This window comes from Ignavibacteriota bacterium (assembly GCA_019637995.1).
In the GTDB taxonomy this organism is placed as follows: Bacteria; Bacteroidota; Ignavibacteria; order Kapaibacteriales; family UBA2268; genus JANJTB01.
Genome location: JAHBUQ010000002.1, coordinates 964,834 through 980,826, shown reverse-complemented (window position 1 = coordinate 980,826; position 15,993 = coordinate 964,834). Strand labels below are relative to the sequence as shown.

The window sequence follows — 15,993 nt, the reverse complement described above, 5'->3', positions numbered from 1 at the left end:
CCTTATATGCTTTTTGGAGCAGTTTCTTCTTCCGGCGTAATTACCGGGAATATCATAACCGCAGCACGGTACAATAAAATTAATAATGCAGCAGCACCCAAAGTTACAGAAATCTCGCCGTAAGATGGGAAGTATGCATAGTCAGCGTAAGGTGGATGGTAAGCAACAACAAAGTTATTTATTCTGTTAAGAAGAACTCCGAATACTACTAATCCACTTGCAAGAAGTAGATATGCAGGCGAAGCCAGTACTTTTTTATTCAAAAACATTACAAGTGGTACAACAAGTCCAATAATCATTTCAATTAAAAACATGACGGTCTGGACATTGAATTCTACAAGGTACACAAATGCTTCCCTAATAACTAAATCACCCAGCTTGAATGATAAATATACGCCCAATATTGGACCGACGTAAGTTGCCAGACGCGATAATACAGGCATTTCTGGTTTAAGTTTGAATGATTTCGAGGCTATTAATGATTCAAATATTATCATAGGAATACCTACCCCGACAGCCGAAATTAAAAATAGCAGTGGTAGGATAGGTGTCTGCCACAATGGGTGCATTTTATCACCGGCAATAACCATCAGTGTTCCAAGCGATGATTGGTGAAGTGAAGAAAGTACAACACCTGCAATAATAAACACAAACATAGTTTTTGATAAGCCTTTATCTAAGGCAATCAATATTTTATTTAAAATATTATTAAATATTCTCAGGATACCGGGTAGATTTACTTTATTCATAAATCTTTCGGTTACAATCGGCAGGAATTCTATGTAAAGAACCGTAAGATAAATCATTACACAGATACCAACTTCAAAGAGTGCGGAATTAGGATTCCACATTACAAGTGGATGCCAAATATAATACCAACGTCCTATATCAATAAACACACCAAATGCAACAAAAGTATAGCCAAGCATTGCGGTAAGTAGTGCAGGACGAACTATTACATGATAATGCTCACGGTGCATAATATGTCCGATTGCAGCAGATATAAAACCTCCGGCAGCAAGAGCAACGCCTGCGGCAACATCTATTCCAATCCAAATACCCCAGGGATACATATTATCAAGATTTGTTACAGCACCGATTCCAAATAAAAACCTACCGGCTATGAAAACTATGCCGTTGAGTGCAATCAGTATCAGTATAAAAACTCCCGGAGTCAGGAATTTTACCGTGTTAATTGGTTTTGCTTCATGATGTTCCATTACTTAGTCTCCTCCTGCTTTTCTTGTTCAGTTTCATTTACAAGTTCTTTTCTGCGTTTAGAAATCCACATAATACCTCCAAGCCAAGCATATAATGCAAGCGGTGGAACGAAGTATGCAAATATACCATGCTGAATTGATTCGGACACACCCGGAGCAGTGCTTTCCTTATGTTTTGGAAATCTCAGATAATCAAAATCTGCTGAAGTCAGATACATCCATGAAGTTCCGCCGACTTCTCTTTCGCCATATATGTGATTTTTATACTTACCGGGATTTCTTCTGATCCTTTCTCGAGCTACTCTGATAAGCTCAGTACGAGGTCCGTACATTAAAGCTTCAACAGGGCATATCTCCACACATGCAGGGATTCCGCCTTCAATTGTGCGGCTATGACAAAAATCACATTTATGAATGTCAGGCTTAAGTGCTTCTTCGTATTCGAAAGTAGGCACTTGAAACGGACAAGCAACCATACAATAACGGCAGCCGATACATTTATCTGTATCCCAAATAACAGAGCCATTTTCCTGCTTTGTAAAAGCACCAACAATACAGGCCGACACACACGCCGGTTTATCACAATGCATACACTGGTATTTTACATTTATAGGTAATAGCTCATTTTTTTTGTTTTCAAATTCATTTACGACGGTGTAAGAATCGTTGCCGGGTCTGCGAAATTCTTTAAATACTTCGCGATTATGAAATGTTTCGATGTCTTCAGCAGGAATTCCATGCGAAGTTTTACAAGCCCATTCACAATTTCGACATCCAACACAATGAGTTGTATCTACTAATACACCCATTCTGTCAGGCGACAAAATGTTGTCAGGAACCGCTTTAGCGGTTGTACTTAAGCCTGCTCCTGCGACTGTTAACGCCGAAGAAAACCTTAGAAAGTCTCTGCGATTTATATTTTTCATAATAAATCTCACAAATTTGTTAAAAAAGACATTACAAATAAACAAAAATATTGTGAATAAAAAAACATATTTTGATATGTTGTATCATATAAGTGTTTTTTATTCTTATTTTATGATACTAATATAACTAATAGAGAAGTATAAATATTAATTTAGATTTTGCTAATTATATATGCACACAAATGATTAACCAATAATATAATAAATATAAATTTTAAATATTTATTTTTGTTACAAGTGTAACTTTAAAATATTCATATCGTAATATTGCTTAGTTGATAACTTAATTAAATTTTTGGATAAAAAATGAAAACTAAATATCAAACTATAATAGTTTGGGCAGTATTGCTGTGCTTTACCGGTATTGTAGAGTTAAAAGCAAAAGGTTCAATGCTACTTGCAGACCATGCTGCAATTAACGGGTACATTAAAGATGAACAAAACGGAGAAATTCTTATTGGAGCAACTGTATTCATTAAAAATACTAAATTCGGTGCTTACACAAATAAGCAAGGTTTTTACAATATCAATAATGTTCCAGCAGGAAAATATTCTGTTAGGATTTCAATGGTTGGCTATGAGCCAAAAGAGATGAGCATTAACCTTTCGAAAAATGAAGTAAAAAGAATGGACATTAGTATAAAACCTGCAAGTGTTCGTTCTGAGGGTATATCAGTTACAGCTGAAAGAGAGGTAGAATCAAGACAAATCTCAATAAGCAAGGTCAATATACCGATTCAACAGATAAAGGAGATTCGCATAGGCGGGGAATCCGATGTATTCAGAGCTATACAGATGTTACCCGGAGTATTGACATCATCACAGATTTCAAGCGGACTCTATATTAGAGGCGGTTCACCGGACCAGAATCTTGTATTACTCGATGGAACTACAGTATATAATCCATCTCACCTTTTTGGATTTATATCAACATTTAACTCCGACGCTATAAAGGATGTTGAATTAATTAAAGGTGGATATCCGGCTGAATACGGCAGCAGGCTTTCATCTGTTCTTAATATTACTCAAAAAGATGGTAACCGGAATGAATTTGAGGGCTTGGCTTCCGTTGGTCTGATTTCATCAAAATTATCATTAGAAGGTCCGATTGGGAATGGCTCCTGGTTTTTAGGAGGACGCAGAACATACTTTGATTTAATCAAAGGCGCTATTGACAATGACCCTAAAAATCCAATTCCGGACTTTGGCTTCTATGATGTTAATGCAAAAATAACACAGGACTTTGGAAGTTCCGATAAAATTTCGATTAGTGGTTTTATGAGCGATGATGATTTCAAATTTTCTAACAGCGGATTTGATATGAATATGTTCCTTGGGAATCGTTCAATTGGACTGAAATGGACTCATATTTACGGAAAAGACTTATTTACTAATGTTAATATCTCGGGTAGTCATTACAGCAATGGATTTAAGCAAGATTTATCAGGATTTTTGATTACTGTAAATAATGCCATAACTGACTATACATTCAGAGGAACAACCGAATATTTTTTATCCGATGTTACTACAATATCTTCCGGCATTGAGTTTACAAATTATATTTTTGAGTACAATCAAAATTTTACCGGTGACGGTCAAAGTGGTGAACAGGGTACCAATGAAGGTGGCAGGACTAATCTGCTATATCATGACTGGGTTTATAGCGCCTTTGCACAGATGAATCAACAGTTTACAGAACTACTCTCACTGCAGGCAGGCATAAGAGCAAACTATTGGGACTACAGCCGTCAAATGAACTTTGACCCGAGGATAGCACTTCGCTGGCAGGCACAGGATAATTTGGCAATCAAAGCATCGTGGGGTATTTTCCATCAATATCTTAGACTGGCAGGGGACGAAAATTTCTCCTTGTTTGATACCTGGCTTCCAACCGACAGAACGGTTGACCCGAGCAGGGCGGTTCACTATATACTAAGTTTTGAAACTGAGCCGTTGAGTGGTTATAATTTTAATTTTGATGTATATTATAAGGATTTGTTCAATATTTCTGAATTAAACAGAACAAATCTTGAAGGCAAGGATGTCAAAGATATTTTCTTTACAGGAAATGGTTCAGCTTACGGAGCAGAAATATTTCTTCAAAAAAGATTCGGCAAACTTGCCGGTTGGATTGGATACGGACTCGGATGGGTAAATGCAAATTTCGACAGCATCAATTCGGGACGTACATTCAGACCAAAATATGACCGTCGTCACGACCTGAAAATAGTTGCTCAGTATCAATTAAACGAAAAATGGACTTTTGGCGGTACATTTATGTTCCAAAGCGGACAATCATATACCGGAGCTGTTTCAAGATTGCAGGTTGGGATGCCCGGAGATAATTATGGTTACGGAAAAATAATTCCATCGGAAAGATTCGGCCTCAGGCTACCGCCTTCACATCAGTTAAATTTGAATGTTGGTTATAACTCAACGATTTTCGGATTGCCAACAAGATATAATCTTGACATTTTTAATGTTTACAGCAGACGTGATATATTGATGAGGGTTTATAATGCAGACGATGAAAATACACTAGTTGAAGATATCAGATTACTTCCGATTATTCCAACATTCTCTTTTGAAATTAAATTTTAAGGAAAATCAAAATGAAAAATATCAAATTATTATTAATAATATTTGTTTCAATAGTATTTATAAATTCATGCGAGGATGCTCCGCCGGTTGATTATGTAAATTATAAATATCTTGAAGCATTCCTGATTATTGACCAACCAATCGAGAATATTATGCTTATGAATTCTCAACCGGTGAACTCTCCCTTTGAGAAAGAAAAAGCATTGATTAAAGACGCCGATGTAAAGTTGTTGATTAATGGAATTTCTCATAATCTTATTTACAGAGACGGAGATAATCCCGGATATTATTATCCTGATACTGATTTAAAGATTCAGCCCAATACTGAGTATGATATAATTATAAATACAAAAGACGGAGGTTTGATCACAGCTAAAACTATCACTCCAAACAGAATTGGCGGATGGGTAAAGCCTCCAAAACCAATTGCACACTATCCTCAAGATACACTTAAACTGCCAAGAGTGGATTCACTTGAGATTGAATGGGAAGCTACTCAGGGCGCAAGCTTATATTTGATCAGAACTATTGCTATGGATACTCTGAATTATGGCAGATATCTTGAAACGCCAACAGAAGAGCCAAACAGAAGAACATACAGCTTGCTTACAAATTTTGAAAATACCGGAGTTTTGTACAAGAACAAATCTTCATGGAATTTGATTGCAAATAATAAGACACCTACTGTCTGGCTTGCATTCAAATGGTTCGGTCCCTATGAAGTAGAAGTTTATAACCCTGACCCGAATATGATGAACTGGTTTGTTAATTTATTCTTCACAGGTTCTTCTGAAAATATTGATTTGTTGAATTCAGTAAATGGCGGAATTGGAGTTTTCGGCTCTGCTTCAAAAATAGATGGTCAGACTTTCATTATGAAAAATCAACCTTAAATGATGGCGAGTTTAAAGAATGGGGCTGTCTGATTAGTTACAAGCTAAAGATCACAGGGCAGCCTCAAAATATATTTAAGATAAAATGGGCATTGAGTATAAATTCATCAATAATAATTGATATTTTATATACAATCATTTCTCCGTTAAAATCCACTCCAATACTTCCGAACGAGGAAAAACAAATTTAGAATAATGTTCAAATATCATAATTTGCTATGTATTGCTAAGTGATTTAATCAATTTTCTAAACCTGAAAAATAGTAGTATTGCAGCAATAAATAGTCCGCTCAGATAGCCCAGCCATATACCGACAGCTCCCAATTCAAATGTGAATGCTAATATATATCCAACTGGCAGGGCTATTATCCAATATGATAGAAGTGAGATAAAAGTAGGTACTCTTACATCTTTGATTCCGCGAAGTGCACCAAGTGCGGTAACCTGAACTCCGTCAAATATTTGAAAGAAAGCCGCAACTATAAAAAGCGAAGCTGTAAGCTCGATTACAGGCAATTCGCTTACATATAATGAAGGCAGATGATACCTTAGTAGAATCATCAATACAGCCGCAATTGACATCCAAATCAGTACAAGTACCAGCGAGGCATTACCGGATACTTTCAATTCGCCGATTTTCCTTTCACCCAGTAAATTTGATAATCTGATAGTGGCAGCAGAGCCGATTCCGCTTGCTGCGAGATATGTAAATCCTGCTATGCTGATTGCAATTTGATGAGCCGCAAGTTCATTGCTTCCAAGCCAACCCATCATTAATGCTCCAAAAGTAAAAGAGCCAACCTCAAGTAAAAATTGCAAACTGATTGGCAACCCTAACTTGAGAATTCTCTTGATATGATTTATTGAATATTTTTTCCAATCAAGTTTATCTGTATAAATCTTAAAATCTGGATTAAAGAAAACATAAAATACAAGAGAAAGACCCATTCCCGTACGTGCAATTAAAGAAGCCCAGCCGGCTCCATCAAGTTCCATTCTTGGAAAACCGAAATTCCCGTAAATAAATATATAATTCAAAAATACATTTACAAGATTGAATACAATGCTTGCATACATTGCAGGCTTAGTTAGAGTTATGCCCTCGGTAAACTGTTTGAATGATACAAACAGCATTGATGGTATGAGTGATAAAGAAGAAATCACATAATATGACTTTGCAAGTTTGATAACTTCAGGTGCTTGTCCGATATAGTCAAGAAGTGGAACCGAGGCAATCATGAGCAGCATCATTATTAAACCTATCACCATCACAGAAAGCAGTCCGTTTTTGAAATAGACACCACATTCACGATAGTTTTTCTCTCCGTAGGCTATCCCTACAAGTGGCGTAATTCCGGTAGCAATTCCTAATCCAAGAATAAAGAATACGATATAAATGCTGTGCCCTAAGGCGCCTGCCGCAAGGTGCTCTGCGCTAATATTGCCCACCATTATACTGTCGGCAATACCTGTAAGTATATGCCCCACCTGACCAAGCATAATCGGGTAAGCAAGTGATAAGTTTATCTTATAGTTTTCAATATACGGTTTAGATAGCATTTAGAATGAATTTAAAAATGCGTTTAGCAATTTATAAATTGAAAATAAAATTATAATTAGCGTAATCACGTCATAATGTGATTTATTATTTTAAAGTGATATGAACAGCCCTGAATTATTTAGTATAGCATTTTTGATAATTGGAAGCCTTCTTCTTTATTTTGGAGCCGATTCTCTCGTTAAAGGCAGTACTCGTTTAGCAATAAATCTTGGAATTACTCCAATTATAATTGGTCTTACAGTTGTTGCCTTCGGAACAAGTGCCCCTGAGCTTATAGTAAGTCTTAGTGCCGGATATCAGGGCAATGCTGAAATTGCTTTAGGAAATGTAATAGGTTCTAATATTTGCAATATTGCCCTCATTTTAGGACTTTCATCACTTATCAGACCGGTTGAGTTTCATTTAAAGTATGTTAATAAAGATTTCTGGATTATGATAATTGCGAGCATTGCAGTTCTGATTATGTCTCTTGACGGCGATTTGGATATGTGGGATGGTGCTATTCTCACGCTTGGGATTGTATCTTATGTGCTTTACAATATCAAAAAGTCAAAAGATGAGAATCTTGAAATTGAACTTGAGGAGGTTACAGGAAAAACTAAATTCAAAGATAAGAACATTTTTCACGTTTTACTATTAATTGTTGGGCTTGTTATACTTATGATGGGAGCAAATTTATTCCTTGAAGGAGCTGTCAATATTGCAAAATATTTAGGGCTTTCGAATGTTATAATAGGTCTTACAATAGTAGCGCTCGGGACGAGTTTGCCTGAGCTTGCAGTTTCTGTAGTTGCAAGTATTAAAAAAGAATCAGATATATCACTTGGCAATGTCATTGGCTCAAATATATTTAATTTATTGATGATTCTTGGAGTTACGTCAATATTTTTTCCAATTGGTGCAAATGATATTAGTTTAGTAGATATTGGAATTATGATATTTACATCCTTAATCATTGTTCCTCTTGGAATGCGCGGTAATAAATTCAGCAGGCTTGACGGAGCATTTTTGCTGCTTATATATATTGGTTATATGTACTATTTATTCACTTATGGCAGTCTGCCCCAAGTCTAAAAGCTGCCGAACTTAATCATTAAATTAATCGAGAAACCTTCGATATTGCTTGCATTCAAAATAAACGGCATACCACTGTCCTTGTTTACTAAATCCGGTACTTTGTAGCTGTATGACGGAATGAAGCGATATGCAGCACCCACTACAATCCTATAAAATGGTTTAATATTAATATTAATATTTACTCCGGGTTTGATTAAAATTGTTTGCAATCCATCGTAATAGGAAGGAAAATAACGCTTTTCATCTTCATCAAAATAAGGTGGTATTGTAAAAAAGGTATTAGCAATTCCGGCAAAGACTACAAATGACGGATGTAAAACCTTTTCGGGCACAAGAAAATACTCAAACTCTAATCCAAAATAGTTCATTTCGAAAATCGGGTTATCATTAGCGTATATGTCAATTGCATCAGAAGTGTTTTTGAATAAAGTTGTTCCATAGATAGCTATTCCGGTATAGACTTCAGGGGTTAAATTTGCTCCGACTCTTCCACCGGTAATCAAAGTGAATTTTCCGTCAATCATAGTCGGCTGCATTACGGCGCTGACATTAATTCCAACATCCTGAGAAAACAGATTGGCATTCAGGAATAAAAGGCATACAACTGATAAAGTTTTAAATTTCATTTTGATAATCTTAAAAAACAAACGTTTTTAGAGTTAAAGTAAAAAAGGAGCCGTTCAGTTGCTCGGCTGTAATATTTTTAAAATCAACACCGCCGGTAATTCTCCATCCTGCATCAAAAGAAATCCATAAATTTTCACTAACTGCGTAGCTCAATCCCACTGACGGCTCACTAATACCAATCCAGTCGCCATCTAAATCGCTGAGTACATCAAAATTTACGTTCTGACTATACCCTGCAAACCCTAGTCCTATAAGCAGCTTCGTATGAACCGCAAAGTCGCCGAACTTGAATACGAATCTCGGTTCTATACCTCCATAATTAAGTCGCAAAAAGTATGGCTGTTCCGGCAAAATACGGACATTCTGTGTAAAAAGTGTATAAAAGGCGCCTCCCAGACCAAATCTGTCAGAAAGCATTCCGCCAAACTGAGCTCCAACATCTAATCCCCATTGGTTAATCGTATTTGCTGCTTTCAAGGATAATCCTGCATACCCGCTGCCGGCAAGTCCGTCTGAACTTTTGCGTGGTTTTACGGTTGTTGGCTTTATATCACCCGGTAAAAATTGCGACTGCAGATAAAAAGGAATAGTAAAAAAAACAATCAATAAAATGAAAAATCTTGAATTTCGAAGCATTTGATAATAATCCTGCAAATTTTGAAATACCATTTTTAATTATAATCTCTAAAACTTCAAAATTATTTTAAATAACGATTTATAAATTGTAAATTCAATCGGATTAATAAATAATTTTCAGAAAAATATGAAAATTCAAAATATATTTTTATTATTTGGATAAAAAGTGTTATTTTTGAGGTTCTAAATTTTGAGTGGAGAAAAAAAAGAATTATGACTAGTTTAGAATATGTAAATCAGCTTTCGATTGAAAGAGCTGATAATTTAAGAAAATCAAAAGACGGCGATAATTTCAAGGAAGTACCTGCGTTCCGCGAGGGCGATACTGTTATTGTAGCTGTAAGAGTATCTGAAGGCGAAAAAGAACGTATTCAGAACTTCAAAGGCATCGTAATTGCTATGAGGGGTTCAGGAATCAACAAAACTTTCACAATCAGAAAAGTTTCAAACGGCATAGGAGTTGAGAGGGTATTCCCTGTTAATTCACCAATGATTCAATCTATCTCAATTGAGAAAAGTGGACATGTCAGACGAGCTAAGTTATATTACCTTCGTGGAATGTCTGAAAAGAAAATCCGACAGAAACTCAGCTAATAAGCTCGTTAAAAAATCATTTTTTCAAAAAGCTGCTTAAGATTCTTTCAAGCGGCTTTTTGTTGTTTTTATAAAATATTGATAATCAAATAATTAGATGGTTTTCAGATACTAAAATATTGCTAATTGCTCAAAAAAGCGTATTTTTGCATTTAATAAAATTATTTATCTTAATAACTATTATAGCGGAAAAAAATATGGAAAATATCTTTGCTTTTTTAATGATGACTCCTCCTGCCGGTGAAGGCGGTGGCGGTGGAATGATGAGTATGTTCATCATGTTTGGTTTGGTGATTCTTATCATGTATTTTATGATGATACGTCCTCAACAAAAACGTCAGAAAGAACATCAGAATATGCTTAATTCTATCAGAAAAGGCGATAAGGTTGTAACAACAGCCGGTATGCATGGCACTGTGGCAGAACTTGACGAGAAAACTATGACTGTTCAGGTTGCTGAAAACGTAAAAATCAAGTTTGAACGCACTGCAATTGCAAGTAAAGGTTAATTTTTTTTACATATACTTCTGAAAATATTATTAATCTGGATACTGATATAATGCAAGACTGTTACTTCGGGTTTAGCCCAAGTGATTTTACATTCAAAAGAATAATTTTTATAATCAGACCTTAGCTATAAAGGTCTTTTGCAACATAAGAATTTCTTTATTCTCAGTTCATAGATTATACAAATTTAGGAGGTAGAATTCAATTCAAAAAAAATGGATTTCAAATTAAATACAATAGATGAAGCTTTGCAGGACTTGGCATCCGGCAAAGTAATTGTAGTAATGGACGATGAAGACCGAGAAAACGAAGGCGATTTGATTGCTTCCTCTGAACTTTGCACGCCGGAAATTGTAAATTTCATGGCATCAAAAGCAAAGGGTTTAATATGCGTTGCCATTACCGAAAACAGAGCTAAAGAGCTCGAGCTTGAGCCTATGGTAAGGAATAATTCTTCACTTCATGAGACAAAATTTACTGTTTCAGTTGATTATGCTCATGGAACATCCACCGGGATTTCAGCATTTGACAGAGCGGCGACAATAAGGGCTATGGCTCGTAAAGATACTAAGCCGTCAGATTTGCTGAGACCGGGTCATATTTTCCCTTTGGTAGCTCATAATGAAGGTGTTCTTCGCAGAGCAGGACATACTGAAGGTTCGGTTGACCTTATGCGGCTTGCAGGGCTAATGCCATCGGGGGTACTCTGTGAGATTATTAATGAAGACGGCACGATGGCAAGAATGCCAGAGCTTGTTGAATTTGCCAAAAAATACGATTTGAAAATTGTAACTATAAAAGACCTGATTGCTTACAGGCTAAAAAGAGAAATACTTGTCGAGATAGTTGCAGAGGCACATTTGCCTACAGAATTCGGCGATTTCAATATCAAGGTTTTTGCTAATAAAGTTGATGGTTTCGAGCATGTTGCTTTATATATTGGTGATATTCATTCGGAAGAATCAACTCTTGTAAGAGTCCACTCAGAATGTCTGACTGGAGATGTATTTGGCTCACAGAGATGTGATTGCGGCGACCAGCTTCATGAATCAATGAAAATGATTGCCGAGTATGGCTCAGGAGTACTTTTGTATATGCGTCAGGAAGGCAGAGGTATTGGACTGGTGAATAAAATCAAAGCCTACGCTCTACAGGAACAAGGTCTTGATACTGTCGAAGCAAATACCCATTTGGGATTCCCGCCTGACCCGAGGGACTACGGCATTGGAGCTCAGATTTTAAGTATGCTTGGAGTGGAAAAGATGAGATTGATTACTAATAATCCTAAAAAGCGTGTCGGACTCGAAAGCTACGGATTAGAAGTTGTTGAGCTTGTACCTATGGAAATCAAGCCCAATGAATTTAATAAAGTATATTTGAATACAAAAAAAATCAAAATGGGTCATTTTTTACATAATTTGTAATAAAAAAAGACTCTTAACGTTTATCAAAAAGGGTTGAAAAACCAAAAGAATAAAGCCGTTAGTATTATCGGCTTTATTATTTTTATATATAAAATTAACGGAGACGTTTATGTCGAAGACTGTTTATATGACAAAAGAGAGAATCAGAGAAATTGAACAAGAACTTCAAATCTTGCAAAGTAAAGGAAGAATGGAAGTTGCAAGAAAAATTGCTGAAGCTCGCTCACATGGTGATTTATCTGAAAATGCCGACTATGATGCTGCTAAAGACGAACAAGGTTTACTTGAACTCAAGATTAGTAAATTATCTGAATTGCTTGCAAATTCTCAGATTATTTCTGCTGATGAATTTCCCAATGACAAAGTCTATATTTTATCAAAAGTTAAGGTCAGGAATGAAAACACCGGCAAAATTCTGGATTATCAGCTTGTAAGTTCTGATGAAGCCGACTTCGAGAGGAATAAAATCTCAGTACTGTCTCCGATGGGTAAATCTCTGATGGGCAAAAGTATTGGTGAAAAAGCCGAAATTATTGTACCTTCCGGCAAGACCGTGCTTGAAATTCTTGAAATTTACAAATAAGTTTATACTGAACAACTTACTTTTCTAATAAATTTAAAACCTAAATAGAGCGTAGTCATTATTTTGTATAAAATTAAATTGACTCCGCTCATTTTTTTTTGAATGGGTTAATTTTATTTTATTTGTCTACCGAGCCCTTTAATCTTATGATAAAGTTGTTCAGCTGTCAGAACCATAAATATTGAAAAATCATAACCGGCAGATTTAATTGCCTCAGCAGTCCAAGTGTTGCAGGTATAAAAAAGATGATAATTCAGGTTTGAACGAAAATATCTGACATTTCCATTTTTTGCAGATTTGGCAATTATAAATTGATTCGAGTTGTTACGAGCAAGTTTGCTATCAATGAATTTCAAGAAAGAGTGATATTGATTATAATTCATATTAAGCTCGACTATAAATTTATATCTCTCAAAAATCTTACTTGTTATTTTGGGGAAGGCTTCAATTCTCATCACGCTTCCCGTTAATGAAAGCAGCGCTTTAGCAGCAAGCATTAGGTCAAATCCATCATTCATATAAAATTCAGCATCGCCCCAGCCAATTTCAACATATTGATAATCATCAAAAATTCTGAGTGCTTTCAGTGCTGAATCTGTCACAAGATTTTTTGGGATTACAAAATCAGTATGTAAGCCAACATGCACGACATATACCTTTAATGAAGTGTCACTGTCAGACAATATTAAAGAGCTTTGTAAAAAAACAACCAAGCACCATGCAATAAATATTTTCATTAAATGAACCGGATACTTTACAGAAGCGAACCGTTAATTCTCGGCTTCCAGCTTTGAGGCAGCAAATGGTCATAATCAAATCCTGGAACATGACCTATCAATGGTCCTGCATAATTAAGGAAGTCTTCACTCACATCTTTAGCATAAGTCCCTATAAAATTCTTAGGCATATTGCGGGTTTTTCCTGCCACTCTTTCCAAATCTATAAATTCAGTTTCAATCGAGTAAGTATGCAGATGTCCGGTACGTTTAATTATCACACTTCCACTGCCTCTGCCCTCGAGAGCATATCTTACAGCCTCTTTACCTACAAATTCGGCTTCTACAGCATCAACATTCGATACATCGGGGTAAGAGCGTGCAACATAGCCCAAAACATCAGCTCTGACTCTTTCACTCGGGAATGCTGATTGTAACTTGTTGGAAAGATATCTTGCCATAACAGAGCTACCTACACTTAGACTAATACCACCAAGATTTTCTTCATTTTCAACAGCCTCCTTCATTTCGTCAGCAGCAATATCTGCAATTAATCTTGATTTTCTTTCACCGTTATCATCATAGTACTGACGAATCCCCTCAGATGCTACAATAAATGCGCGGCTCGGGTTCGAAGTTCTCGAAAGAACATCCTCAACATCACGTATGAAGAACCCAAGATTAAATGAACGCTCAGGCAGATATACAAGATGAGGACCACCGTCTCCCCTTAACAGAGTTGATGCCGCTGCAAGAAATCCTGCATCGCGACCCATTATTATTTGAAGATGAATACCACCCTGAGAGCGATTCTCCTGATCAAGACCAAATGCTACTTTAGCAACGGTAAGGGCAGAACTGCCATAACCCGGGCAGTGGTCTGTTTCGACTAAGTCGTTATCAATAGTTTTCGGTATATGAACTACATCAATTTGATGATTAATATCCGAAGAAGCTCGCAATATTTTATTTGCAATTGTAGCAGTAGAGTCACCACCAATCATAAAAAAGAACGTAGCTCCGTAATCCTTAAGTTTTTGGGCAATTATAGGAGCGCTGTTTTCATTGACATTGAATTTAGACGTACCCAAATAAGAACCGGGTTTGCGACGTACCTGATCTATTTTGAGGTCAGAAAATTCGCTCATAATCAAAAAATCGTTATTTAGAACTCCGTCTATTCCCCTTGATGGTCCCCATACTTCGATATCTCTCTTTTGAAGCTCAACCGTAGCGCCGAAAAGTGTTCGGTTGATTACCGATGTTGGACCTCCGAACTGAGCTACAATAGCTAATTTTTTCTTTCTTCTGACTGACATTTCCATAAATAATTAATTTTTGATATTTCTAAAGTGTAAATGTAATGATAATTTTTTTTAAAATCAAACAATTTATAATATTCATAACAAGTTTATTACTACGAATTATTGTAGAATTACAATATAAAAACGAAATATGAATTAAGAAAGTCTTAAAAATATAATTATTCGTATTCATTTTCGTTGCAAATTACTTTTGTAATAATAATTATGGACAAAAGTATGTATAAGTTTATTTCGTTAGTATCTGTATTATTATTTATTTTTTTACAAAACTTAAAAAGTGAAAATACACAAACTGATTATTTAGCCATAGACAGTATTTATATAGCGGAAGTTGAAATGTCAAGCGAAAAATTAAAAATAATGCATGCTGAACCGCTATTTATTGACCTGATACGTGATTTAGGAGCCCGTCAGGGTGAAAAAGAATGGAACATTGCATTTGGGCTTACTGATAATAAGAGCTATGATGAATACGAGGCTTTAATCGAATACGAATTTGCACCGATTGACAGGTTAGGTCTTGAGATTGAACTCCCATTTACATTTCACTATCCAAACGAGAATGATGTCTCTTCTCCGGGAAGTCGCCTTAATAGTCTGAAATTGGCTGCTCAATATACTTTTCTTGTATCTGACAAGGCTAAAACTTCGCTTGCAATTGGCTATTTGCATGAATTCGAATTAACTGAATTTCAAAACTATAAAAGTGAGAGAATGTATGCCGGCAATATTTTTAATCCTTTTTTCATCGGAGCTAAAAGATGGGGAAATAATTTCCACACTCTGATTTATGCCGGTCCTCAAGTTTTTCAGCATTTCTCCAGCGGTGATACTCATACCAACTGGCAGATTAACACTAATTTTCATTATATGATATCGGGTACAAGAAATTTTATTGGTGTTGAAATCAATAAGGATATTCTTGGAAAAGACTTTGATATGATAATCAGGCCTCAAATGCGTCTTGAAATCAACAAACAACTTATGGTTGGCATCGTTACCGGCATTCCAATTGATAGGGAAAACCAAAGATTCAGTTCTTTTTTAAGACTAATTTATGAGCCGCCACATTAATTCAAAGTCCTAGAAAATGAATTATGTAACTATCAATTATTCAGATTTACAATAGAAAATTTGAGTTTCTTTAAAAACTAATCAAATCTAATTCGTATTGAATGAGGAAGTGTTTTTTAGAGGGACAATGCCCTGCATCATTATTATTGACTAATCTTTAAGACTTACCAACGAAATAGAATTGACAACATATCGGACCTTCGGAACTAAGAATTAACCTTGAAGAAAG

General features: G+C 35.8%; 15 protein-coding genes. 8 read left to right on the top strand and 7 right to left on the bottom strand.

All coding sequences use genetic code 11. The annotated features are described in order from the left end of the window. Positions 1-2 precede the first annotated feature (2 nt). Both hybB and KF896_10185 read right to left on the bottom strand, forming a co-directional pair. A complete protein-coding gene (gene hybB / locus KF896_10190) occupies positions 3-1,220 on the bottom strand; it encodes a Ni/Fe-hydrogenase cytochrome b subunit (protein MBX3044072.1) in 1,218 nt (405 codons plus the stop codon). After that, a complete protein-coding gene (locus KF896_10185; protein MBX3044071.1) occupies positions 1,220-2,146 on the bottom strand; it encodes a 4Fe-4S dicluster domain-containing protein in 927 nt (308 codons plus the stop codon). Before KF896_10185 ends, hybB begins: the two co-directional genes overlap by 1 nt. A gap of 306 nt (positions 2,147-2,452) precedes the next feature. Between KF896_10185 and KF896_10180 the strand changes: the two genes are divergently transcribed. Then, entirely contained in the window at positions 2,453-4,747 is a 2,295-nt protein-coding gene (locus tag KF896_10180) for a TonB-dependent receptor (GenBank protein ID MBX3044070.1), read from the top strand. An 11-nt stretch (positions 4,748-4,758) separates the two neighbouring features. After that, the gene (locus KF896_10175; protein MBX3044069.1) at positions 4,759-5,640 is read left to right on the top strand and encodes a DUF4249 family protein; all 882 of its coding nucleotides are present in this window, start codon (positions 4,759-4,761) and stop codon (positions 5,638-5,640) included. Between the two features lie 216 nt (positions 5,641-5,856). Here KF896_10175 and KF896_10170 read toward each other — a convergent pair whose 3' ends face one another. Beyond that, the gene (locus KF896_10170; protein MBX3044068.1) at positions 5,857-7,200 is read right to left on the bottom strand and encodes an MATE family efflux transporter; all 1,344 of its coding nucleotides are present in this window, start codon (positions 7,198-7,200) and stop codon (positions 5,857-5,859) included. Positions 7,201-7,300: 100 nt separating this feature from the next. Between KF896_10170 and KF896_10165 the strand changes: the two genes are divergently transcribed. Beyond that, entirely contained in the window at positions 7,301-8,275 is a 975-nt protein-coding gene (locus tag KF896_10165) for a calcium/sodium antiporter (GenBank protein ID MBX3044067.1), read from the top strand. Here KF896_10165 and KF896_10160 read toward each other — a convergent pair. Then, positions 8,272-8,904 (bottom strand): hypothetical protein, encoded by a 633-nt coding sequence (locus KF896_10160; protein MBX3044066.1) that lies wholly within the window; start codon positions 8,902-8,904, stop codon positions 8,272-8,274. The genes KF896_10165 and KF896_10160 overlap by 4 nt on opposite strands. Positions 8,905-8,914: 10 nt before the next feature. After that, positions 8,915-9,541, bottom strand: coding sequence for a hypothetical protein (locus tag KF896_10155; protein MBX3044065.1), 627 nt, complete (start codon positions 9,539-9,541; stop codon positions 8,915-8,917). 213 nt (positions 9,542-9,754) lie between these two features. Between KF896_10155 and rplS the strand changes: the two genes are divergently transcribed. The 4 genes from rplS (at position 9,755) to greA (ending at position 12,649) form a co-directional block, all read left to right on the top strand. Next, positions 9,755-10,135: a 50S ribosomal protein L19 gene (rplS, locus tag KF896_10150; GenBank protein ID MBX3044064.1), complete on the top strand. Its 381-nt coding sequence runs from the start codon at positions 9,755-9,757 to the stop codon at positions 10,133-10,135. Positions 10,136-10,332: 197 nt separating this feature from the next. Next, complete coding sequence (yajC, locus tag KF896_10145) at positions 10,333-10,644, top strand: preprotein translocase subunit YajC (protein ID MBX3044063.1); 312 nt, start codon at positions 10,333-10,335, stop codon at positions 10,642-10,644. A 213-nt stretch (positions 10,645-10,857) separates the two neighbouring features. Continuing rightward, the gene (locus KF896_10140) at positions 10,858-12,066 is read left to right on the top strand and encodes a bifunctional 3,4-dihydroxy-2-butanone-4-phosphate synthase/GTP cyclohydrolase II (protein ID MBX3044062.1); all 1,209 of its coding nucleotides are present in this window, start codon (positions 10,858-10,860) and stop codon (positions 12,064-12,066) included. A gap of 109 nt (positions 12,067-12,175) precedes the next feature. Then, entirely contained in the window at positions 12,176-12,649 is a 474-nt protein-coding gene (gene greA / locus KF896_10135) for a transcription elongation factor GreA (GenBank protein MBX3044061.1), read from the top strand. Positions 12,650-12,762: 113 nt separating this feature from the next. Here the strand turns inward: greA and KF896_10130 are convergent, their stop codons facing one another. Beyond that, the gene (locus KF896_10130; protein MBX3044060.1) at positions 12,763-13,386 is read right to left on the bottom strand and encodes a DUF2459 domain-containing protein; all 624 of its coding nucleotides are present in this window, start codon (positions 13,384-13,386) and stop codon (positions 12,763-12,765) included. Positions 13,387-13,403: 17 nt separating this feature from the next. After that, a complete protein-coding gene (locus tag KF896_10125; protein MBX3044059.1) occupies positions 13,404-14,684 on the bottom strand; it encodes a diphosphate--fructose-6-phosphate 1-phosphotransferase in 1,281 nt (426 codons plus the stop codon). Positions 14,685-14,906: 222 nt separating this feature from the next. Between KF896_10125 and KF896_10120 the strand changes: the two genes are divergently transcribed. Beyond that, on the top strand, positions 14,907-15,764 hold the full coding sequence (locus KF896_10120; protein ID MBX3044058.1) for a phosphoribosylformylglycinamidine synthase: 858 nt from the start codon (positions 14,907-14,909) through the stop codon (positions 15,762-15,764). Positions 15,765-15,993 lie beyond the last annotated feature (229 nt).

Coding starts and splice junctions, on each gene's coding strand:
- hybB (MBX3044072.1), bottom strand. CDS start 1,220: ATGGAACATCATGAAGCAAAACCAATTAACACGGTAAAATTCCTGACT.
- rplS (MBX3044064.1), top strand. CDS start 9,755: ATGACTAGTTTAGAATATGTAAATCAGCTTTCGATTGAAAGAGCTGAT.
- KF896_10130 (MBX3044060.1), bottom strand. CDS start 13,386: ATGAAAATATTTATTGCATGGTGCTTGGTTGTTTTTTTACAAAGCTCT.
- greA (MBX3044061.1), top strand. CDS start 12,176: ATGTCGAAGACTGTTTATATGACAAAAGAGAGAATCAGAGAAATTGAA.
- KF896_10120 (MBX3044058.1), top strand. CDS start 14,907: ATGTATAAGTTTATTTCGTTAGTATCTGTATTATTATTTATTTTTTTA.
- KF896_10140 (MBX3044062.1), top strand. CDS start 10,858: ATGGATTTCAAATTAAATACAATAGATGAAGCTTTGCAGGACTTGGCA.
- KF896_10180 (MBX3044070.1), top strand. CDS start 2,453: ATGAAAACTAAATATCAAACTATAATAGTTTGGGCAGTATTGCTGTGC.
- KF896_10155 (MBX3044065.1), bottom strand. CDS start 9,541: ATGCTTCGAAATTCAAGATTTTTCATTTTATTGATTGTTTTTTTTACT.
- yajC (MBX3044063.1), top strand. CDS start 10,333: ATGGAAAATATCTTTGCTTTTTTAATGATGACTCCTCCTGCCGGTGAA.
- KF896_10160 (MBX3044066.1), bottom strand. CDS start 8,904: ATGAAATTTAAAACTTTATCAGTTGTATGCCTTTTATTCCTGAATGCC.
- KF896_10125 (MBX3044059.1), bottom strand. CDS start 14,684: ATGTCAGTCAGAAGAAAGAAAAAATTAGCTATTGTAGCTCAGTTCGGA.
- KF896_10165 (MBX3044067.1), top strand. CDS start 7,301: ATGAACAGCCCTGAATTATTTAGTATAGCATTTTTGATAATTGGAAGC.
- KF896_10185 (MBX3044071.1), bottom strand. CDS start 2,146: ATGAAAAATATAAATCGCAGAGACTTTCTAAGGTTTTCTTCGGCGTTA.
- KF896_10175 (MBX3044069.1), top strand. CDS start 4,759: ATGAAAAATATCAAATTATTATTAATAATATTTGTTTCAATAGTATTT.
- KF896_10170 (MBX3044068.1), bottom strand. CDS start 7,200: ATGCTATCTAAACCGTATATTGAAAACTATAAGATAAACTTATCACTT.